This window comes from Pseudomonas sp. SLBN-26 (assembly GCF_006715895.1).
Lineage (GTDB): Bacteria > Pseudomonadota > Gammaproteobacteria > Pseudomonadales > Pseudomonadaceae > Metapseudomonas > Metapseudomonas otitidis.
In genome coordinates this window covers 3,874,208-3,894,687 of record NZ_VFOB01000001.1, presented here as the reverse complement: position 1 = coordinate 3,894,687, position 20,480 = coordinate 3,874,208, and the positions used below count along the sequence as shown (strand labels likewise).

The 20,480-nt window shown below is 68.1% G+C and carries 17 protein-coding genes; 15 read left to right on the top strand and 2 right to left on the bottom strand.

From position 1 onward, the window contains the following. Nucleotides 1-5: 5 nt before the first annotated feature. From FBY21_RS17995 to fdhA, 6 genes are all read left to right on the top strand, one after another. Nucleotides 6-1,256, top strand: coding sequence for a sarcosine oxidase subunit beta family protein (locus FBY21_RS17995; RefSeq protein ID WP_074967323.1), 1,251 nt, complete (start codon nucleotides 6-8; stop codon nucleotides 1,254-1,256). An 11-nt stretch (nucleotides 1,257-1,267) separates the two neighbouring features. Further along, nucleotides 1,268-1,594 carry a sarcosine oxidase subunit delta gene (locus FBY21_RS17990; RefSeq protein WP_044409140.1) on the top strand — a complete coding sequence of 109 codons (327 nt, stop codon included), beginning with the start codon at nucleotides 1,268-1,270 and terminating at the stop codon, nucleotides 1,592-1,594. Then, nucleotides 1,591-4,611, top strand: a complete 3,021-nt coding sequence (locus tag FBY21_RS17985) for a sarcosine oxidase subunit alpha (protein WP_142012708.1) — start codon at nucleotides 1,591-1,593, stop codon at nucleotides 4,609-4,611. The genes FBY21_RS17990 and FBY21_RS17985 overlap by 4 nt, the downstream gene beginning before the upstream one ends. Further along, complete coding sequence (locus FBY21_RS17980; RefSeq protein ID WP_044409134.1) at nucleotides 4,604-5,233, top strand: sarcosine oxidase subunit gamma; 630 nt, start codon at nucleotides 4,604-4,606, stop codon at nucleotides 5,231-5,233. The genes FBY21_RS17985 and FBY21_RS17980 overlap by 8 nt, the downstream gene beginning before the upstream one ends. 111 nt (nucleotides 5,234-5,344) lie before the next feature. Beyond that, nucleotides 5,345-6,202 (top strand): formyltetrahydrofolate deformylase, encoded by an 858-nt coding sequence (gene purU, locus FBY21_RS17975; RefSeq protein ID WP_044409131.1) that lies wholly within the window; start codon nucleotides 5,345-5,347, stop codon nucleotides 6,200-6,202. Nucleotides 6,203-6,389: 187 nt separating this feature from the next. Then, on the top strand, nucleotides 6,390-7,589 hold the full coding sequence (gene fdhA / locus FBY21_RS17970; RefSeq protein WP_044409128.1) for a formaldehyde dehydrogenase, glutathione-independent: 1,200 nt from the start codon (nucleotides 6,390-6,392) through the stop codon (nucleotides 7,587-7,589). 128 nt (nucleotides 7,590-7,717) lie between these two features. Here the strand turns inward: fdhA and betT are convergent, their stop codons facing one another. Together betT and FBY21_RS17960 are read right to left on the bottom strand one after the other, a co-directional pair. Further along, the gene (gene betT / locus FBY21_RS17965) at nucleotides 7,718-9,679 is read right to left on the bottom strand and encodes a choline BCCT transporter BetT (protein ID WP_222119543.1); all 1,962 of its coding nucleotides are present in this window, start codon (nucleotides 9,677-9,679) and stop codon (nucleotides 7,718-7,720) included. A gap of 311 nt (nucleotides 9,680-9,990) precedes the next feature. Further along, nucleotides 9,991-10,884, bottom strand: a complete 894-nt coding sequence (locus FBY21_RS17960; RefSeq protein ID WP_142012704.1) for an acyltransferase — start codon at nucleotides 10,882-10,884, stop codon at nucleotides 9,991-9,993. A 217-nt stretch (nucleotides 10,885-11,101) separates the two neighbouring features. Here FBY21_RS17960 and FBY21_RS17955 point away from each other — a divergent pair, with 217 nt between their 5' ends. The 9 genes from FBY21_RS17955 to FBY21_RS17920 all read left to right on the top strand — a co-directional run bounded on the left by FBY21_RS17955 (nucleotide 11,102) and on the right by FBY21_RS17920 (nucleotide 20,260). Continuing rightward, nucleotides 11,102-12,316, top strand: coding sequence for an HD-GYP domain-containing protein (locus FBY21_RS17955; RefSeq protein WP_301308483.1), 1,215 nt, complete (start codon nucleotides 11,102-11,104; stop codon nucleotides 12,314-12,316). A 111-nt stretch (nucleotides 12,317-12,427) separates the two neighbouring features. Next, nucleotides 12,428-12,946 carry an ATP-dependent zinc protease gene (locus FBY21_RS17950; RefSeq protein ID WP_044409122.1) on the top strand — a complete coding sequence of 173 codons (519 nt, stop codon included), beginning with the start codon at nucleotides 12,428-12,430 and terminating at the stop codon, nucleotides 12,944-12,946. Nucleotides 12,947-13,025: 79 nt separating this feature from the next. After that, a complete protein-coding gene (gene creB, locus FBY21_RS17945) occupies nucleotides 13,026-13,718 on the top strand; it encodes a two-component system response regulator CreB (protein ID WP_142012703.1) in 693 nt (230 codons plus the stop codon). Between the two features lie 26 nt (nucleotides 13,719-13,744). Beyond that, entirely contained in the window at nucleotides 13,745-15,169 is a 1,425-nt protein-coding gene (gene creC / locus FBY21_RS17940) for a two-component system sensor histidine kinase CreC (RefSeq protein ID WP_142012701.1), read from the top strand. A 331-nt stretch (nucleotides 15,170-15,500) separates the two neighbouring features. Continuing rightward, nucleotides 15,501-15,938: a CBS domain-containing protein gene (locus tag FBY21_RS17935; protein WP_044409110.1), complete on the top strand. Its 438-nt coding sequence runs from the start codon at nucleotides 15,501-15,503 to the stop codon at nucleotides 15,936-15,938. Between the two features lie 190 nt (nucleotides 15,939-16,128). Beyond that, nucleotides 16,129-17,502 (top strand): cell envelope integrity protein CreD, encoded by a 1,374-nt coding sequence (gene creD, locus FBY21_RS17930; protein WP_142012699.1) that lies wholly within the window; start codon nucleotides 16,129-16,131, stop codon nucleotides 17,500-17,502. Between the two features lie 66 nt (nucleotides 17,503-17,568). Further along, nucleotides 17,569-17,910 carry a hypothetical protein gene (locus tag FBY21_RS17925; RefSeq protein ID WP_044409104.1) on the top strand — a complete coding sequence of 114 codons (342 nt, stop codon included), beginning with the start codon at nucleotides 17,569-17,571 and terminating at the stop codon, nucleotides 17,908-17,910. Further along, nucleotides 17,894-18,052, top strand: coding sequence for a hypothetical protein (locus FBY21_RS29455; protein WP_160158613.1), 159 nt, complete (start codon nucleotides 17,894-17,896; stop codon nucleotides 18,050-18,052). Before FBY21_RS17925 ends, FBY21_RS29455 begins: the two co-directional genes overlap by 17 nt. Before the next feature lie 105 nt (nucleotides 18,053-18,157). Continuing rightward, complete coding sequence (locus FBY21_RS17920; protein ID WP_142012697.1) at nucleotides 18,158-20,260, top strand: TonB-dependent receptor; 2,103 nt, start codon at nucleotides 18,158-18,160, stop codon at nucleotides 20,258-20,260. The last annotated feature ends 220 nt before the right edge of the window (nucleotides 20,261-20,480 follow it).

The window sequence follows — 20,480 nt, the reverse complement described above, 5'->3', positions numbered from 1 at the left end:
CGAGCATGCAACGTTATTCCGGCTTCGGCCTGTTCAAGCACTCCCTGAGCCACCACGAGAACTGGCAGCGCATGTGGCGCAACCCCACGCCCAAGCCGGTCTATGACGTGATCGTGGTGGGCGGCGGTGGCCATGGCCTGGCCACGGCCTACTACCTGGCCAAGGAATTCGGCGTGAAGAACGTCGCAGTGGTGGAGAAGGGCTGGCTGGGCGGCGGCAACACCGCGCGCAACACCACCATCGTCCGCTCCAACTACCTGTGGGACGAGGCGGCGCACCTCTACGAGCACGCCATGAAGCTGTGGGAAGGCCTGTCCCAGGACCTGAACTACAACGTGATGTTCTCCCAGCGTGGCGTCTACAACCTCTGCCACACCCTGCAGGACATGCGTGACGCCGAGCGCCGCGTCAGTGCCAACCGCCTCAACGGCGTGGACGGCGAACTGCTCAACGCCCGCCAGGTGGCCGAGGAGATCCCCTACCTGGACTGCAGCAAGAACACCCGCTACCCGATCCTCGGTTCCACCGTGCAGCGCCGGGGCGGCGTGGCCCGCCACGATGCCGTGGCCTGGGGCTTCGCCCGCGCCGCCGACGCCCTGGGCGTCGACCTGCTGCAGAACACCGAGGTGATCGGCTTCCGCAAGCAGGATGGCGCGGTCATCGGGGTCGAGACCAACCGCGGCTTCATCGGCGCCAAGCGCGTCGGCGTGGTCACGGCCGGCAACTCCGGGCACATGGCCAAGCTCGCCGGCTTCCGCCTGCCGCTGGAATCCCACCCGCTGCAGGCCCTGGTGTCCGAGCCGATCAAGCCGATCATCCACAGCGTGATCATGTCCAACGCCGTGCACGGCTACATCAGCCAGTCCGACAAGGGCGACCTGGTCATCGGCGCCGGCATCGACGGCTACAACGGCTACGGCCAGCGCGGCTCCTACCCGACCATCGAGCACACCCTGCAGGCCATCGTCGAGATGTTCCCGGTGCTGTCGCGCGTACGCATGAACCGCCAGTGGGGCGGCATCGTCGACACCACCCCCGACGCCTGCCCGATCATCGCCAAGACACCGGTGAAGAACCTGTTCTTCAACTGCGGCTGGGGCACCGGCGGCTTCAAGGCCACCCCCGGCTCGGGCAACGTCTTCGCCGCCAGCCTGGCCACCGGCGAGATGCACCCGCTGGCCAAGCCCTTCTCCATCGAACGTTTCCACAACGGCGCACTGATCGACGAGCACGGCGCCGCTGCCGTGGCTCACTAAGGAGACCCGCCATGCTGCACATCTTCTGTCCCCATTGCGGCGAGCTGCGCTCCGAAGAGGAATTCCACGCCAAGGGCCAGGCGCACATCCCGCGCCCGCTGGACCCGGGCGCCTGCACCGACGAGGAGTGGGGCGACTACATGTTCTTCCGCGACAACCCCCGTGGCCTGCACCACGAGCTGTGGGTGCACGCGGCCGGCTGCCGTCGCTACTTCAACGTCACCCGCCACACCGTGACCTACGAAATCCTCGAAACCTACAAGATCGGTGAGAAGCCCAGCATCACCGAAGCCACCACCGGCGAGAAGAAAGCAGCGCCTGCAGGAGTAACGGCATGAGCCAGGTCAACCGCCTTCCCAAGGGGGGCCGCGTCGAGCGTGGCCAGCCCCTGACCTTCACCTTCAACGGCCAGAACTACCAGGGCTACGCCGGCGACACCCTCGCCTCCGCCCTGCTGGCCAACGGCGTGGACGTCGTCGGTCGCTCCTTCAAGTATTCCCGCCCGCGCGGCATCGTCGCCGCCGGTGCCGAAGAGCCCAATGCCATCCTCCAGCTGGGCTCCACCGAACAGGCCCAGGTGCCGAACATCCGCGCCACCCAGCAGGCCCTGTACGGCGGCCTGGTGGCCAGCAGCACCAACGGCTGGCCGAGCGTCAACACCGACCTGATGGGCATCCTCGGCAAGGTCGGCGGCGGCATGATGCCGCCCGGGTTCTACTACAAGACCTTCATGTACCCGCAGAACCTGTGGCTGACCTACGAGAAGTACATCCGCAAGGCCGCCGGCCTGGGCCGTTCGCCCACCGAAGTGGACCCGGACATCTACGACCACCTCAACCAGCACTGCGACGTGCTGGTGGTCGGTGCCGGTCCCGCCGGCCTGGCTGCCGCCCTGGCGGCCGGCCGTAGCGGCGCCCGCGTGATCCTCGCCGACGAGCAGGAAGAGTTCGGCGGCAGCCTGCTGGACACCCGCGAAACCCTCGACGGCAAGCCCGCCGCCGAGTGGGTCGCCAAGGCTCTGGCCGAACTGGCCAGCCTGCCGGAGGTGACCCTGCTGCCGCGCGCCACGGTGAACGGCTACCACGACCACAACTTCCTCACCATCCACCAGCGCCTCACCGACCACCTGGGTGAAGTCGCCCCCCGCGGCCAGGCGCGCCACCGCGTCCACCGCGTGCGCGCCAAGCGCGTGGTGCTGGCCGCCGGCGCCCACGAGCGGCCGCTGGTGTATGCCAACAACGACGTCCCCGGCAACATGCTGGCCGGTGCCGTCTCCACCTACGTCAACCGCTACGGCGTGGCCCCCGGCCGCGAACTGGTGCTGTCCACCAACAACGACTACGCCTACCGCGTGGTGCTGGACTGGCTGGACGCCGGGCAGAAAGTGGTTGCCGTCGCCGACGCCCGCAGCAACCCGCGCGGCGCCTGGGTCGAGGAAGCCCGCGCCCGTGGCGTGCGCATCCTCACCGGCAGCGCCGTGGTCGAGTGCCGTGGCAGCAAGCGCGTCACCGGTGCCCGCATTTGCGCCATCGACGTCAAGGGCCACCGCGTCACCAGCCCCGGCGAAGTGGTGGATTGCGACCTGATCGTCAGCTCCGGCGGCTACAGCCCCGTGGTGCACCTGGCCTCCCACCTGGGCGGCAAGCCCACCTGGCGTGAAGACATCCTGGCCTTCGTGCCCAGCGAGGGCGGCTTCCAGAAGCGCCTGTGCGCCGGTGCCGTGAACGGCGTCTTCGGCCTCGGTGACGTCCTCGCCGACGGCTACGAAGCCGGTGCCAAGGCCGCTGCCGAAGCCGGCTTCAAGCCGGTGGAAGGCGTCGTGCCCAAGGCCGCCATCCGTCACGAGGAGCCCACCCTGGCGCTGTTCCAGGTGCCCCACGACAAGTCCACCGCCCGCGCGCCGAAGCAGTTCGTCGACCTGCAGAACGACGTCACCGCCGCCGGCATCGAGCTGGCCACCCGCGAGGGCTTCGAATCGGTCGAGCACGTCAAGCGCTACACCGCGCTGGGCTTCGGCACCGACCAGGGCAAGCTGGGTAACATCAACGGCCTGGCCATCGCCGCCCGTTCGATGGGCATCAGCGTTGCCGAGATGGGCACCACCATGTTCCGCCCGAACTACACCCCGGTGACCTTCGGCGCCGTGGCCGGGCGTCACTGCGGCCACCTGTTCGATCCCAAGCGCTACACCGCCATGCACAGCTGGCACCTGGCCCAGGGCGCCGAGTTCGAGGACGTCGGTCAGTGGAAGCGCCCCTGGTACTTCCCGAAGAACGGCGAGGACCTGCACGCCGCCGTGGCCCGCGAATGCAAGGCCGTGCGCGAGAGCGTGGGCATCCTCGATGCCTCCACCCTCGGCAAGATCGACATCCAGGGCCCGGACGCCCGTGAGTTCCTCAACCGCGTCTACACCAACGCCTGGACCAAGCTGGACGTGGGCAAGGCCCGCTACGGCCTGATGTGCAAGGAAGACGGCATGGTCTTCGACGACGGCGTCACCGCCTGCGTCGGCGACAACCACTTCATCATGACCACCACCACCGGCGGCGCCGCCCGCGTCATGGAGTGGCTGGAGCTGTACCACCAGACCGAGTGGCCGGAGATGAAGGTGTACTTCACCTCGGTCACCGACCACTGGGCCACCATGACCCTGTCCGGCCCCAACAGCCGCAAGCTGCTGGCCGAGGTCACCGACATCGACCTGGACAAGGACGCCTTCCCCTTCATGAGCTGGAAGGAAGGCAAGGTGGGGGGCGTACCGGCGCGGGTGTTCCGCATCTCCTTCACCGGCGAGCTGTCCTATGAAGTGAACGTGCAGGCCGACTACGCCCTGGGCGTGTGGAAGCAGCTGATCGAGGCCGGCAAGAAGTACAACCTGACCCCCTACGGCACCGAGACCATGCACGTGCTGCGGGCCGAGAAGGGCTTCATCATCGTCGGCCAGGACACCGACGGCTCGGTCACCCCGGACGACCTGGGCATGGGCTGGTGCGTCGGCCGCAACAAGCCGTTCTCCTGGATCGGCTGGCGCGGCATGAACCGCGAGGACTGCCTGCGCGAGGACCGCAAGCAGCTGGTGGGCCTCAAGCCGCTGGACCCGAACAAGGTCCTGCCGGAAGGCGCGCAGCTGGTGTTCGATCCCAAGCAGTCCATCCCGATGAAGATGGTCGGCCACGTCACCTCCAGCTACATGAGCGCCAGCCTCGGCCATGCCTTCGCCCTGGCCGTGGTCAAGGGCGGCCTCAAGCGCATGGGCGAGCGGGTCTTCGCACCGCTGGCCGATGGCAGCGTGATCGAAGCCGAAATCTGCAGCTCCGTGTTCTATGACCCGAAAGGGGATCGCCAGAATGTCTAACGTCAACGTCTACGAACAACGCCCGGGCAACATCCAGGGCGAGTCGCCCCTGCACCACGCCGGCCTCGACGAGCTGGCGCGCAAGGGCAAGGCCAGCGCCGGTGTCGTGCTGCGCGAGAAGAAGCTGCTGGGCCACCTGGTGATCCGTGGCGAAGCCAGCGACCCGGCCTTCGCCGGCGGCGTGCACAAGGCCTTGGGCCTGGAGCTGCCGGTGGCGCTGACCCTGGTGGCCAACGGCGACACCTCGCTGCAGTGGCTGGGCCCGGACGAGTGGCTGCTGATCGTCCCCGGTGGCCAGGAGTTCGCCACCGAGCAACGCCTGCGCGAGGCGCTGGACGGCCAGCACATCGCCGTGGTCAACGTCAGCGGCGGCCAGACCCTGCTGGAATTGAGCGGGCCGAAGGTGCGCGAGCTGCTGATGAAGTCCACCTCCTACGACGTGCACCCGAGCAACTTCCCGGTGGGCAAGGCGGTGGGCACCCACTTCGCCAAGGCCACGGCGGTGATCCGCCACACCGGCGAGGACACCTGGGAACTGGTGGTGCGCCGCAGCTTCTCCGACTACCTCTGGCTCTGGCTGCAGGACGCCAGCGCCGAGTACGGGCTGGCGATCAAGGCGTGAGATGGAGGGTGGACGGCGCCGTTGCCGCCCACCCGCAGGCCAGCGCAGGTGGAGGGGTGAAGCGTCCTCCCCCCTGCGCCCCCTGACAGCACGGATTACCGAGGCCCCGACATGAGCCGCACCCCCGATACCTGGATCCTCACCGCCCACTGCCCCAGCGTGCTCGGCACGGTGGACGCGGTGACCGGCTACCTGTTCGAGCAACGCTGCTACGTCACCGAGCACCATTCGTTCGATGACCGGTTGTCCGCGCGCTTCTTCATCCGCGTCGAGTTCCGCCAGCCCGACGGCTTCGACGAGGCCGCCTTCCGTGCCGGCCTGGCCGCCCGCGTGGCGCCCTTCGACATGCAGGTGGAGCTGACCCCGCCGGGCTACCGCGCCAAGGTGGTGATCATGGTCTCCAAGGCCGACCACTGCCTGCATGACCTGCTCTACCGCCAGCGCATCGGCCAACTGGCGATGGACGTGATGGCCGTGGTGTCCAACCACCCCGACCTGGAGCCGCTGGCCCGCTGGCACGGCATCCCCTACCACCACTTCCCCCTCGACCCCAACGACAAGCCCGCCCAGGAGCGGCGCGTGCTGCAGGTGATCGAGGACACCGGTGCCGAGCTGGTGGTGCTCGCCCGCTACATGCAAGTGCTGTCGCCCGAGCTGTGCCGGCGCCTGGATGGCTGGGCCATCAACATCCACCACTCCCTGCTGCCTGGCTTCAAGGGCGCGAAGCCCTACCACCAGGCCTACCAGAAGGGGGTCAAGCTGGTGGGCGCCACGGCCCACTACATCAACAACGACCTGGACGAGGGCCCGATCATCACCCAGGGCGTCGAACCGGTGGACCACGCCCACTACCCCGAGGACCTGGTGGCCAAGGGGCGTGACATCGAATGCCTGACCCTGGCCAAGGCGGTGGGCTACCACATCGAGCGCCGCGTGTTCCTCAACGCCAACCGCACCGTGGTGCTCTGAACCAGCAGGTGTGGCCCGGGCCCCGGCCCAGGCGCGTGCCAGACCCCGGACGTGCGTCCGGCTACAGATTTCGGCAGCCGCCCTGCCAGTTCCACCCGGCGGCTCCGGCAACAGACACAAGCTCCAGTACAAGGCCGCGTGGCCCAGGCCGCGCCTTTGTATCCACAACAACAAAGGAGATTCATGCATGTCTGGTAATCGTGGTGTCGTTTATCTCGGAGCGGGCAAGGTCGAAGTGCAGAAGATCGACTACCCGAAGATGCAGGACCCCCGTGGCAGGAAGATCGAGCACGGCGTGATCCTGAAGGTCGTCTCCACCAACATCTGCGGCTCGGACCAGCACATGGTGCGCGGCCGTACCACCGCCCAGGTCGGCCTGGTGCTCGGCCACGAAATCACCGGCGAGGTGGTGGAGAAGGGCAGCGACGTCGAGAACCTGAAGATCGGTGACCTGGTGTCCGTGCCCTTCAACGTCGCCTGCGGCCGTTGCCGCTCCTGCAAGGAGATGCACACCGGCGTCTGCCTGACCGTCAACCCGGCCCGCGCCGGCGGTGCCTACGGCTACGTCGACATGGGCGACTGGACCGGTGGCCAGGCCGAGTACGTGCTGGTGCCCTACGCCGACTTCAACCTGCTGAAGCTGCCCGAGCGCGACAAGGCGATGGAGAAGATCCGCGACCTGACCTGCCTCTCCGACATCCTGCCCACCGGCTACCACGGCGCCGTCACCGCCGGCGTCGGCCCGGGCTCCACCGTCTACGTGGCCGGTGCCGGCCCGGTGGGTCTCGCCGCTGCCGCCTCCGCCCGCCTGCTGGGCGCGGCCGTGGTCATCGTCGGCGACGTCAACCCGGTGCGCCTGGCCCACGCCAAGGCCGTCGGTTTCGAGATCGCCGACCTGTCCAAGGATACCCCGCTGCACGAGCAGATCGCCGACCTGCTGGGCGAGCCGGAAGTGGATTGCGCCGTCGACGCCGTGGGCTTCGAAGCCCGTGGCCACGGCCATGCCGGTGCCCAGCACGAAGCCCCGGCCACCGTGCTCAACTCGCTGATGCAGGTCACCCGCGTGGCCGGCAAGATCGGCATCCCCGGCCTCTACGTCACCGAAGACCCGGGCGCCGTGGACGCCGCCGCCAAGATCGGCAGCCTGAGCATCCGTTTCGGCCTCGGTTGGGCCAAGTCCCACAGCTTCCACACCGGCCAGACCCCGGTGATGAAATACAACCGCCAGCTCATGCAGGCCATCATGTGGGACCGCATCAACATTGCCGAAGTGGTAGGCGTGCAGGTCATCAGCCTGGATGACGCGCCCCGTGGCTACGGCGAGTTCGATGCCGGCGTGCCGAAGAAATTCGTCATCGACCCGCACAAGACCTTCAGCGCCGCCTGAGGCCTGAGCCGCAACCCCTGGTGCTGCGTTCTACCGGCGCAGTACCTGTCCTTCGAGGAGCCATGACGGCTCCTCTTTTTTATGGGCGGCTGACAGGAGGGCGCCCGGGCGTTCGCCCGGGGCTGCAGTCAACGCACCAGGTGCAGGAACTGCAGGTGCCGCTCGTACTGGTCGAGCATGTCGTCGATCACCTGCTGGCGGCTGTAGCCCACCAGGTCGTAGTCCTGGCTGCCCTCGGCCAGGTGCACCTCGGCGCGGTAGTAGCGGCGGTTCTGGCGGTTGCGCGCGTCCAGCCCGGCGACGGCGAAGGAGGGCGTGAAGTAGCCGCGCATCACCACCCGGTAGAGGAACGGGTGTTCCTCGCCATGGCCCACCTCCAGGCTCAGGCTGGCGCCGGCCGGGTCCATGTGGGTTTCCACCGTCAGGCCACGGGTGCGGAACTGCTCGGCAAGGGCCTCCATGGCCGGTCGTACCTGTTCCTCCATGAAGCGGTACACCTCGTCCCGCGAGGGGAAGTGCACCGCCTGGGCCAGGCGCTGGCGCCAGCCGCTGCGGCGCCGGGGCGAGCGCTGGTCCACCGGCGAGGGCGCATGCAGGCGGGCGCGCTGGCGCTGGGACTCCAGGTAGAAGGCCTTGTGCAGCCCCCACATCATCAGCAGCAGGATCAGCGAGAAAGGCAGGGAGGTGAGCACCACCGCCGACTTCAGCGCGTCGATGCTGCCGGCGAACAGCAGGCCGATGGTGATCAGCGCGGTCAGTGCGCCCCAGAACACCCGCAGCCAGCGCGGGCCGTCCTCGTCCACCGCGCCACCCCGGGAGGAGAGGGTGGAGAGCACCACGGTGCCCGAGTCGGCGGAGGTGACGAAGAACACGAAGCTGATGAACACCGTCACGGCGATCACCGCGCGGCTCCAGGGGTAGCTTTCCAGCAGGTGGTAGATGGCCATGGACGGTTCGTTCACCGCCACCGTGGCCAGGTCGCTGGCGCCGCTGAAGGCCTGCTCCAGGGCGCTGTTGCCGAAGATCGACATCCACGCCAGGGTGAAGCCCAGGGGAATGAACAGCACGCCGAAGACGAATTCGCGGATCGTCCGGCCGCGGGAAATCCGCGCGATGAACAGCCCGACGAAGGGCGCCCAGGCGATCCACCAGGCCCAGTAGAACACTGTCCAGTCGCCCAGCCAGCGGGTGCCGCCGTCGTAGGCGTAGAGGTCGAAGCTCTTGGTCGGCAGCGCGCCCAGGTAGTCGCCCAGGTTCTGCACCAGCATGTTCAGCAGGTGCTGGGTGGGCCCGGCGAAGAGCACGAACAGCAGCAGCGAGCAGGCCAGCAGCATATTGACGTCGGACATCACCCGCACGCCTTTCTCCACGCCGCTGACGGCGACGATCACGGCGGCGCCCATCATCAGCACGATCAGCGCCACCTGCACCCACTGGTCGTGGGGGATGCCGAACAGGTAGTCCAGGCCGGCATTGAGGTGCAGCACGCCGAAGCCCATGTCGGCACCCAGGCCGAACACCGTGGCGATGATGCCGAAGGCGTCCACGGTGTAGCCGATGGGGCCGTTGATGCGCTTGCCGATCAGCGGGTACAGCGCCGAACGCAACGCCAGCGGCAGGTTGTGGCGGTAGGCGAAGTAGGCCAGGGCCATGGCCACCAGGGCGAATACGCCCCAGCCGTGCAGGCCCCAGTGCAGGAACAGCAGCTGCATGGCCTGGCGCGCGGCTTCGCTGCCACCGGCCTCGCCCTTGGGCGGCTGGGCGAAGTGGGTCAGCGGCTCCGACACGCAGAAGAAGAACAGGGTGATGCTGATGCCGGCGGCGAACAGCATGCCGGCCCAGGACAGGTAGCTGAACTCGGGCTCGTCGTGGTCGGCACCGAGCTTGATCCGGCCATAGCCGGACAGCGCGGTGACCACCACGAAGACCAGGTACAGCGTCATCGCCAGCAGGTAGTACCAGCCGACGCTGCCGGAGGCCCAGGCCTGGGCGCGGGCGAGCCATTCACCGGCCTGTTCGGCGAACAGGGTGGCGGCCAGGCCGAAGATGAGGACGAAGGCCGCCGAGCCGATCAGCACTGGGGCGTTCATGCGCAGGGACGGGGTGGAAACTTGGGTCGAGGTGTTCACAGGGTTCCCCCTGCGTGGGTGGTCGAGGGTGTCGGCAAGCGGCATCTCCTTTAACGCGGATTCGGGCATTCGGGTGAGAGTGCGGGAGCGGGGACGGGGTTCCTTTTAAATTGATCGGGCGTTCAATATAAACACGCTAAAGCGCGTCAACGCCAATGGCGGCGCGCTCTACAGCCATTTCAGACAGGGCTTCAGGCCGGGTGGTACGGGGGCTGCGACGCTTCGTCGGAAAGCGCAGCGGGGCGGGCCGGGCGGGCGCCCGGCCGCGAGGGTCAGCCGTGCAGTTCGCTGCGCAACTGGTGGATGCGGGCGTCCTTCTCGGACCACAGGCGGCTCACCCAGTCCTGCAGGTGTTGGCGGAACACCGGGTCGTTCTCGTAGTCGCCCTGCCAGAGGGACGGGTCGAGGTCGCGGGTCTGGATGTCGACGATCACCCATGGCACCTGGCCCGACACCAGGGCCCAGAAGCCCGGCACCTGCTGGCCGGGGTAGATCAGCGTGACGTCGAGGATCGCATCCAGCTGCTCACCCAGGGTCGCCAGCACGAAGGCCACGCCGCCCGCCTTGGGCTTGAGCAGGTAGCGGTAGGGGGAGCCCTGCTGGGCCTGCTTGGCGGGGGTGAAGCGGGTGCCTTCCAGGTAGTTCACCACGGTGACCGGCAGGCGCTTGAACTTCTCGCAGGCAGCCTTGGTGATCTCCAGGTCCTTGCCCTTCATCTCCGGGTGCTTCGCCAGGAAGGCCTTGGAGTAGCGCTTCATGAAGGGGTAGTCCAGCGCCCAGAACGCCAGGCCGATGAAGGGCACCCAGATCAGCTCCTGCTTGAGGAAGAACTTGAAGTAGGGCGCCTTGCGGTTGAAGGCCTGCACCAGCGCGGGGATGTCCACCCAGGACTGGTGGTTGGACACCACCAGGTAGGAGGTGTCGTTGCGCAGGCCGTCGCCGCCACGGATGTCCCAGCGGGTGGGGGTGAGCAGGGCGAAGATGCGCTTGCAGTTCTCCGCCCAGGCCTCGGCGATGCCCATCACCGCGCGGGAGCAGGCGTCCTTGAGGGCCTGGCCGGGGAGCACCAGCTTGAGCAGTGCGATCAGCAGCATCGGGCCGATCAGGGCCAGGGTGTTGATCAGCACGAGGAGGATGGTGGTGATACCGGTCAGCAGCGCCCTCATGGGTCCATGGCTCCTTGGCCTGTGGGTGGCGTTGCCATGATACGCAGGCGTGAACGGCTGCCAAGACACTCATCCCCTTCCTCAGATAAAGTCAGGCGAAACGGCTGTTCCGGCCACTGGCCATCAGGCATCATCGCCCTCGTTCCTGGTTTCTCGTGTGTTTCCATCGGTGCCCATCGTGTTGAAGAAGATCGCTGTGTCGGACCTGCGTCCGGGCATGTACGTTCAGGAACTCTGCGGCTCATGGATGGACCACCCCTTCTGGAAGAGCAGCTTTCTGCTGAAGTCCCAGAAGGATCTGGCGCGCATTCTCGACAGCGCCGTCACCGAAGTCTGGATCGACACCTCCAAGGGCCTCGACCTCGCCCCGGACCAGGCTGCTGCCCAGGTCACGGCCGAGCAGGCCAACGAAGAGGCCGACGCCCAGCTGCTGGCCGCCAACCACCCCGACAACGCCGCCGCGCGCCCCGTCAGCCTGGAAGACGAAGTGGCCCGGGCCGTGGCGCTGTGCGAGCGCTCCCGCGCCGCCGTCATGGCCATGTTCAAGGACGCCCGGCTCGGCCAGGTGGTGGAGCTGAGCCAGGCCGACGGGCTGGTGGAGGAAATCTCCGCCTCGGTGCTGCGCCACCCCAATGCCCTCATCAGCCTCGCGCGGCTGAAGAACTCCGATGAATACACCTACATGCACTCGGTGGCCGTCTGCGCCCTGATGATCGCCCTGGCCCGCCAGCTCGGCCTGCCCGAGCCCCAGGTGCGCGAGGCCGGGCTCGCCGGGCTGCTCCACGACATCGGCAAGATGGCCGTGCCCAACGCCGTGCTGAACAAGCCCGGCAAGCTCACCGACAGCGAGTTCGCCACCATGCGTGGCCACCCCATGGCCGGCGCACGCATCCTGCTGGAGAGCCATCAGGTCAGCGCGCTGGTGCTGGACGTGTGCCTGCACCACCACGAGAAGTTCGACGGCAGCGGCTACCCCCATCACCTGGCCGGCGAGCAGATCAGCCTGCTGGCGCGGATGGGCGCGGTGTGCGACGTGTACGACGCCATCACCTCCGACCGCCCCTACAAGAAGGGCTGGGACCCGGCCGAATCCCTGCACAAGATGGCCGAGTGGACCAAGGGCCACTTCGACCCCAAGGTCTTCCAGGCCTTCGTCAAATGTGTCGGCATCTACCCCACCGGCTCCCTGGTGCGCCTGGAGAGCGGGCGCCTCGGCGTGGTGCTGGAACAGGGCAGCGGCTCCCTGCTGATGCCCAAAGTGCGGGTGTTCTTCTCCGCCCGCTCCAAGGTGCCGATCCCCCAGGAGGTGATCGACCTCGCCGCCATGCAGGGCCGCGACCGCATCGTCGCCCGCGAATCCCCCGAGGACTGGGGCTTCCGCAACCTCGAAGAACTCTGGGGCGGGGTGCGCCTGAAGAAGGTGGGCGGGTAGACTGCGCGGCACCGCCGAACCAAAGGCCCGTCGTGCCGGTCCCAGAACCTGCCGGCACACGTGCCCCGTCGACAGAACCGCCCACCGCGCCCCCACGCCGAGGAGACCGACTTGAAACCCTTGCTCGCCCTGCTGACCCTGCTCGCCCTGCCGGTTTTTGCCGCCGAGGAGCCTGACCTCTACGGCCGCTACGAATACATCCGCCTGCCCGAGATCGGCCAGACCCTCAAGGCCAAGATGGACACCGGTGCCCTCACCGCCTCCCTCTCGGCCAAGGACATCGAGCGCTTCAAGCGCGACGGCGAGGAGTGGGTGCGCTTCCGCCTGGCCACCAAGGACGCCGACGACACCCTCTACGAACACCGCCTGGCGCGCATCAGCAAGATCAAGACCCGCGCCGAGGAAACCGGTGACGAAGAGGACGACGAGCGCGAGAAGGCCGACCCGTCCAAGCGCCCGGTCATCGAGCTGGAAATGTGCCTGGGCGATACCAAGCGCACCGTCGAGGTCAACCTCACCGACCGCAGCAGCTTCAACTACCCGCTGCTGATCGGCGCCAAGGCGCTGCGCGAATTCCGCGCCGCCATCTACCCCGGCCGCAAGTACACCGCCGGCAAGCCGCAGTGCTGAACCGTCGGCCCGGGCGGGATTGACGCCGCCCGGGCCCGACGGCACCCTGCCGGCTTTCCCGCCGCCTCGCACGGACGCCATGCCCAGCATTCTCATCGTCGAAGACGAAGCCGCCATCGCCGACACCCTCGTCTACGCCCTGCAATCCGAAGGCTTCACCGTCACCTGGCTCAGCCTGGCGGGCGAGGCCCTGGAGTGCCTGGCCCACGAGCCCTTCGACCTGGTCATCCTCGACGTCGGCCTGCCCGACATCAGCGGCTTCGAGGCCTGCCGCCGGCTGCGGCGCTTCTCCGAAGTGCCGGTGATCTTCCTCACCGCCCGCGATGCCGAGATCGACCGCGTGGTGGGCCTGGAGATCGGCGCCGACGACTACGTGGTCAAGCCCTTCAGCCCCCGCGAAGTGGCCGCCCGGGTCCGCGCCATCCTCAAACGCATGGCCCCGCGCGAGCCGGCCCCGGCCGCCCCCGCAGCTCCTGCTGGTGACGGCCCCTTCCAGGTGGACCTGGAGCGCTTCCGCATCCACTACCACGGCCAGTTGCTGGCCCTGACCCGCCACGAATTCCGCCTGCTGCAGCACCTGCTCGGCCAGCCGGAGCGGGTGTTCAGCCGCGAGCAACTGCTCGACGCCCTCGGCGTGGCCAGCGACGCCGGCTACGAGCGCAGCATCGACAGCCACATCAAGAGCCTGCGCGCCAAGCTGCGCCAGGTCGCCGATGCCGAGCCGATCCAGACCCACCGCGGGCTCGGCTACAGCTACGACCCCCGCGCCTGAGCCCGCCCGCGCCCCGAGGACCTGCCATGCCACTGGGCATCCGAATCTTCCTGGTCTACTTCCTCTTCGTCGGCCTGGCCGGTTACTTCGTGCTCAGCACCGTGATGGACGAGATCCGCCCCGGTGTGCGCCAGTCCACCGAGGAAACCCTGGTGGACACCGCCAACCTGCTGGCCGAGATCCTCCGCGACCCGGTGCGCGACGGCACCCTCACCCAGAGCAACCTGCCCGAGCTGCTCAAGGCCTACGGCAAGCGCCAGCCCGGCGCCGAGATCTGGGGCGTGCGCAAGACCGAGGTCAACCACCGCATCTACGTCACCGACGGCACCGGCCGTGTGCTGCTGGACTCCACCGGCCAGGCCGTGGGCCAGGACTACTCCGGCTGGAACGACGTCCTGCTGACCCTGCGCGGCCAGTACGGCGCCCGCTCCACCCGTGAAGACCCGGCCGACCCCGACTCCTCGGTGATGTACGTGGCGGCGCCGATCCGTGCCGACGGGAAGATCATCGGCGTCGTCTCGGTGGCCAAGCCCAACCGCTCGCTGCAGCCCTACATCTACCGCTCCCAGGTGCGCCTGGCCTGGCTCGGCGCCGGCCTCATCGTCCTCGGGCTGCTGATCGGCGGCCTGCTCTCCTGGTGGCTCAGCGGCTCCCTGCGGCGCCTGACCCGCTACGCCCAGGCCGTCAGCGAAGGGCAGCGGGCCGAACTGCCCAGCCTCAGCGGCGGCGAACTGACTAAGCTGGCCCGCGCCGTGGAGCGCATGCGCACCGAGCTGGAGGGCAAGGCCTACGTCGAGCGCTACGTGCACACCCTGACCCATGAACTGAAGAGCCCCTTGGCAGCCATCCGGGGCGCCGCCGAACTGCTGGAGGGCGACATGCCCGCCGAGCAGCGGCAGCGCTTCGTCGCCAACATCGCCGGCGAGGGCGCGCGCCTGCAGCAACTCATCGAACGGCTGCTGTACCTGGCCCAGGTCGAGCAGCGCCAGGGCCTGGAGGAGCGCGTCAGCGTGCCGGTGGCGCCGATGGTGGATGAGCTGGTGCAGGCCCAGGCGGCGCGCATCGAATCCGCCGGCCTGCGCGTCGAAGACGCCATCGGCGACGACGTGGAGGTGAAGGGGGAGCGCTTCCTGCTGCGCCAGGCCCTGGCCAACCTGCTGGACAACGCCCTGGACTTCACGCCCCCCGGCGGCCTCATCCGCTTCGCTGCCGAGCGCGAGGGCAGCCACTGGACGCTGTGCCTGTTCAACCAGGGCGACGCCATCCCCGACTACGCCCTGGCCCGCCTCACCGAACGCTTCTACTCCCTGCCGCGCCCCGGCAGCGGGCGCAAGAGCACCGGCCTCGGCCTCAACTTCGTGCAGGAAGTGGCCAACCTGCACGGCGGCGCCCTGCGGGTGGAAAACCGCGACGGCGGCGTCGAAGTCCGCCTGCGGCTGCCCGCTGTCTGAACGCCTGTGCACCATACTGGTGCCGAGTAGCGCCCCGTATTGACGCGATGTACCGCGTACCAGGGCCCGCCCCCGCGTGGTGGGTCGATGGAGCGCGACCCACCCTACGACCGCGCTGCGCTCAACCTGTGTAGGTGGCGCTTTCCCATCCACCGAAGGACCGTTCGGAACCTCCCGTCGCGTGGGAAGCAGCTGGCAGATTTCTTGCTCGACACCCCCTCGGAACCGGCACCCGCTGCCGCCCTTTGCGGGCGCCCACAATTGACTATTCTCAGTTCGCCGCCGTGATGGAACGCGGTGCACACGACCACGAGAAAACCGGGAGCAGCCGATGAAGACCGTTGCCGAAATACTGCGGGGCAAAGCCCACACGACGATCTACCGTGTGGACCCCACCACCACCGTGCTGGAAGCGGCCGAGCTGATGGCCGAGAAGGGCATCGGCGCCGTGCTGGTGATGGAGCGCGACGAACTGGTGGGCATCGTCACCGAGCGCGACTACGTGCGCCGGGTGGCCGCCAAGGACCGCTCCTCCTACGGCACCGAGGTGCAGGAGATCATGACCTCCAACCTCTACGTGGTCGGCCCGAAGGACAGCAATCAGTTCTGCATGCAGCTGATGACCGAGAAGAACCTGCGCCACCTGCCGGTGCTGGATGAAGGCAAGGTGATCGGCCTGCTGTCGATCCGCGACCTGGTGCGCGACATCACCGCCGAGCAGGAAAGCCTGATCCAGCACCTGGAGCAGTACATCCGCGGGTCGTGCTGACCGCCCTGCTCCCGTAGGGTGGGCTTCAGCCCACCGCCAGCCAACGTTCCGCTCAGGGTGATCGGCCGGCGGGATCGCGCAGCGATCCCGGCTCTTCACCCAATTCCCACACAAACTCCACATTCCCCCCATAGCCCCATCCCAGGCGCGCTCCAGACTTTCCCCATCGAACACATGAGGAGAGTCCGAGATGACCCGAACCCTGGGCTTCAAGCTGGGCGCCATCGCCCTGCTGATCCTGCTGCTGCTGATCCCGCTGCTGATGATCGACGGCCTGATCGACGAGCGTCAGATGGCCCGCGACAGCGTGCAGGCCAACATCGCGCAGAGTTCCAGCTACGCCCAGCAGGTGACCGGCCCGCTGCTGGTGGTGCCGTTCCGCCGCACCGTGCGCGAGTGGAAGACCCACGAGAAGACCGGCCAGCGCTACCTGGACGAGCGCGAGCAGCGCGGCCGGCTGTTCTTCCTGCCCGAGCGCTTCCACCTGCAGGGCGACGTCGACACCCAGTTGCTGACCCGTGGCATCTACCAGGCCCGGCTGTACAAGAGCGACAGCCGCATCAGCGGTGAATTCGCCGTGCCGGCGCATTTCGGCATCGAGGAAGGGCTGGAGGACTACCAGTTCGAGACCCCGTTCCTGGCGGTGGGCATCAGCGACATCCGTGGCATCAACAACGCCCTCAAGCTGGAACTGAACGGCCGCAGCCTGGACTTCCAGCCCGGCAGCGGCGACCCGATCCTGGCCAGCGGCGTGCATGTACCGCTGCCCCACCTGGTCAGCGGCGAGGCCCAGACCCTCAACTACGGCTTCACCCTCAACCTGCAGGGCACCGAATCGCTGCACATCACCCCGGTGGGGCGTGACAGCCAGGTGGAGCTGAAGTCGCCCTGGCCGCACCCCAGCTTCGTCGGCGAGTTCCTCCCCGCCGAGCGCGAGGTGCGCGAGGACGGCTTCACCGCCCGCTGGCAGACCAGCTTCTTCGCCACCGACCTGCAGCAGGCCCTGGCCGACTGTGCCTATGAGGACCGCTGCCAGGCCTTCAACAGCCGGGTGTTCGGGGTCAGCTTCGTCGACCCGGTGGACCAGTACCTGAAGAGCGACCGCGCCATCAAGTACGCCCTGCTGTTCATCTGCCTGACCTTCGCCGGCTTCTTCCTGGTGGAAGTGCTCAAGCGCATCAACGTCCACCCCGTGCAGTACGGCCTGGTTGGCCTGGCCCTGGCGTTCTTCTACCTGCTGCTGCTGTCGCTCTCCGAGCACCTGGCGTTCGGCCTGGCCTATGCGCTGTCCGCCTCGGCCTGCGTGCTGCTGGTGGGCATCTACGTCAGCAGCGTGCTGCACAGCTGGGTGCGCGGTGGCGGCTTCACCGCCGGCCTCGCCGCGCTGTACGGGATGCTCTACGGCCTGCTCAGCGCCGAGGACTACGCCCTGCTGATGGGCTCGCTGCTGGTGTTCGGCCTGCTGGCCTGCGTGATGGTGCTGACCCGCAAGCTCGACTGGTACGCCGTTGGCCGCCCCGCCGCCCCGTTCCAAGCCCAAACCCAGGCCCCAGCCCAGGCCTGAGCCCAGGCAGATCCCCAACTCCCGGCGCGGCACCCCGCCGCGCCGCCTACTGAAGGAAGACCCACCATGCGCGCACTGTTCCAGTTCTCCGCCTGCTTCGCCCTCGGGCTGGTGATCTCGGTGTTCATCCTCGGCGGCCTGATGTTCGCCAACGGCTTCGGCGTCATCGAGATCTGGCTGCTGACCGGCAAGCCCCTGGCCAGCCTGGCCCTCACCGTCATCCCGGATGGCTTCTGGCACGCCCTCACCGGCGTGATGGAGGCCCGCACCAACCCCACCGTCAACTCCTTCCTGCAGATGTGCGCCGCGCTGGCCCAGGTCGCACTGGTGCTGGGCTACGGGCTGTTCCGCTTCTGGTACCGCCGCGATGACGACGAAGAGGAGGCCTGCGATGGGACCGCTCACTGAGGAACGCCGGCAGGCCCGGCTGCTCGCCGCACGCATCGCCCTGCATTTCCCCGGCTACCAGGTGGCCCCGGAAGGCGTGACCGGGGTGCGGCAGCCGGCCCGGCGGCAAGGGGGCGAGCCGCAGCCCCAGCCGGGCAGGTGAGGGTGCGATGTGTCGGGATTGTAGGGAATCGGTATCAGATGGCTATCAATATCAAATGCAAATAAATATCATCTGCGCCCTTTCCCCACGATCCGGACGCCGATCATGCACCACCCCGCCCATCCCTCCGCCCTTTCCCGCATTGCCCTGGGCCTGGCCGCCACCCTGATGGCACCGCTGGCCCTCGCAGCCGGCGCGTCCACCGAACTGCCGGCCATCGAAGTGGAGGGCAAGGGCAGCCAGGACACCCGCACCCGCGAGGTCTCCACCGCCACCCGCACCGCCACGCCGGTGCGCTACGTGCCCCAGGCCATCGACTCGGTACGCACCCAGGACGCCCTCAACTACGGCGCCACCCGCATCGGCCAGGTGCTCAGCGGCCTGCCCAACGTCAGCGACGCCAGCGACACCCGCTTCGACGGCCTGCGCATCCGTGGCTTCGACGCCAGCAACGACTTCTACCTCGACGGCCTGCGCGACGACAGCCAGTACACCCGCGACCTGCACAACATCGAGCGCATCGACGTGCTCAAGGGCCCGGCCGCCGTGCTCTACGGGCGTGGCAGCCAGGGTGGCCTGGTCAACCGCATCAGCAAGCAGCCCCAGGCCGGCCTCGGCTCCTCCATCGAGGCGCAACTGGGCAGCCAGGACTACCGCAGCCTGTACGCCGACCTCAGTACCGACGCCAGCGACGACATCGCCCTGCGCCTGAACCTCGGCGAGCAGGACGCCAACAGCTTCCGCAAGGGCATCGACTCCAGCCGGCAGCTGTTCGCCCCGGCCATGAGCTGGCAGCTCAGCCCCGACCTCAACTGGCTGGTGCAGTACGAGTACAGCCGCCACAACCGCACCCCGGACCGTGGCATCCCCGGCCTCAACGGCCGCCCCGCCGACGTCGGCCGCGACACCACCTACGGCGACCCGCAGCGCGACTACATCGACGACAAGGCCCAATCCCTGCGCTCGCGCCTCACCTACGACCTCAGCCCCGACTGGCAACTGCGCCAGACCCTCGGGCTGTTCATGCTCGACAGCCGCTTCGACAACACCTACGTCACCAGCGTCAACGCCACCGCCCGCACCGTCGGCCGCGCCCGCTGGCAGCAGGACCTGACCACCCGCAACCTGTTCAACAGCGTCGAGCTGGAAGGGCTGGTGATGACCGGCGACATCGAGCACCGCCTGCTCACCGGCGTCGAACTGGGCAGCCAGCAGCGCAACCCGAAGCTCTACACCAACGCCACCGGCGCGGCCAACGCCGTGCCGGCCCTCGGCATCTTCGACCCCGACACCGGCCGCCAGCACACCGGGCGCATGGTCGCCAGCAGCGATGCCCAACACCACATCGACAGCCGCGCGCTCTACCTGCAGGACCAGGTGCGCCTGGACGAGCACTGGCAGGTGCTGCTCGGCCTGCGCTACGACCACTTCGAGGTGGACTCCGAGAACCGCCTCAACGGCCGCCGCGAACGCCGCGTGGACGACAGCCTCAGCCCCCGCGTCGGGCTGGTCTGGACGCCCGTGCCGGAGCATTCCTTCTACGCCTCGTTCAGCAAGAGCTACGCCCCGGTGGGGGGCGGGCTGATCGGCATCACCGCCGGCGCAGCGGGCAACACCAACGCCCTCGACCCGGAACTGACCCGGCAGAAGGAAGTGGGGGTGAAGAGCGACTGGCTCGACGACCGCCTCAGCACCACCTTCGCGCTGTACGAGATCGAGCTGTACAACCGCCGCACCAGCGACCCGAACAACCCCGGCAACGTGCTGCTCTCCGGCCTGCAGCGCTCCCGGGGCGCCGAGCTGACCGCCACCGGGCGGCTGTACGGCAACTGGGTGGTACGCGGCGGCATCGGCCTGCAGGACGCCACCATCGTCAAGGACAACAACGGCTTCGAAGGCAAGCGCATCGGCAACGTCGCCAAGCGCAACGGCAGCCTGTTCATCGGCTGGCAACCCGAGCAGGGCTTCTACGGCGAGACCGGCGTGACCCTGGTGGGCGACCGCTACGCCGACAACGCCAACACCGTGGTGCTGCCCGGCTACGGCCGCTGGGACGCGCTGCTGGGCTATCGGGTCGAGCACTGGGACTTGCACGCCGCCCTCACCAACCTGACCGACAAGACCTACTACAGCACCGCCACCAGTGCCGTGCAGATCATGCCCGGCGACCCCCGCACCCTGATGACCACCCTGGCGTACCGGTTCTGATGCGCCCGGTGCCCACGTCCCCGGACTGAAGTCCGGGCTACGAAAAGCGCTGTGGCCGAGCGTGGGGTGGATGGAACGCCATTCACCCCACGCCCCGACGCGATGCGGTTCGTGGCCTCACCGCATCCTACGAAGGGCGTAGCCGCTCAAGACGAGCCGTAGGGTGGATCGCGCTTCACCGATCCACCATCCGTGGCTGTGTCGAGTGCCCATGGTGGTT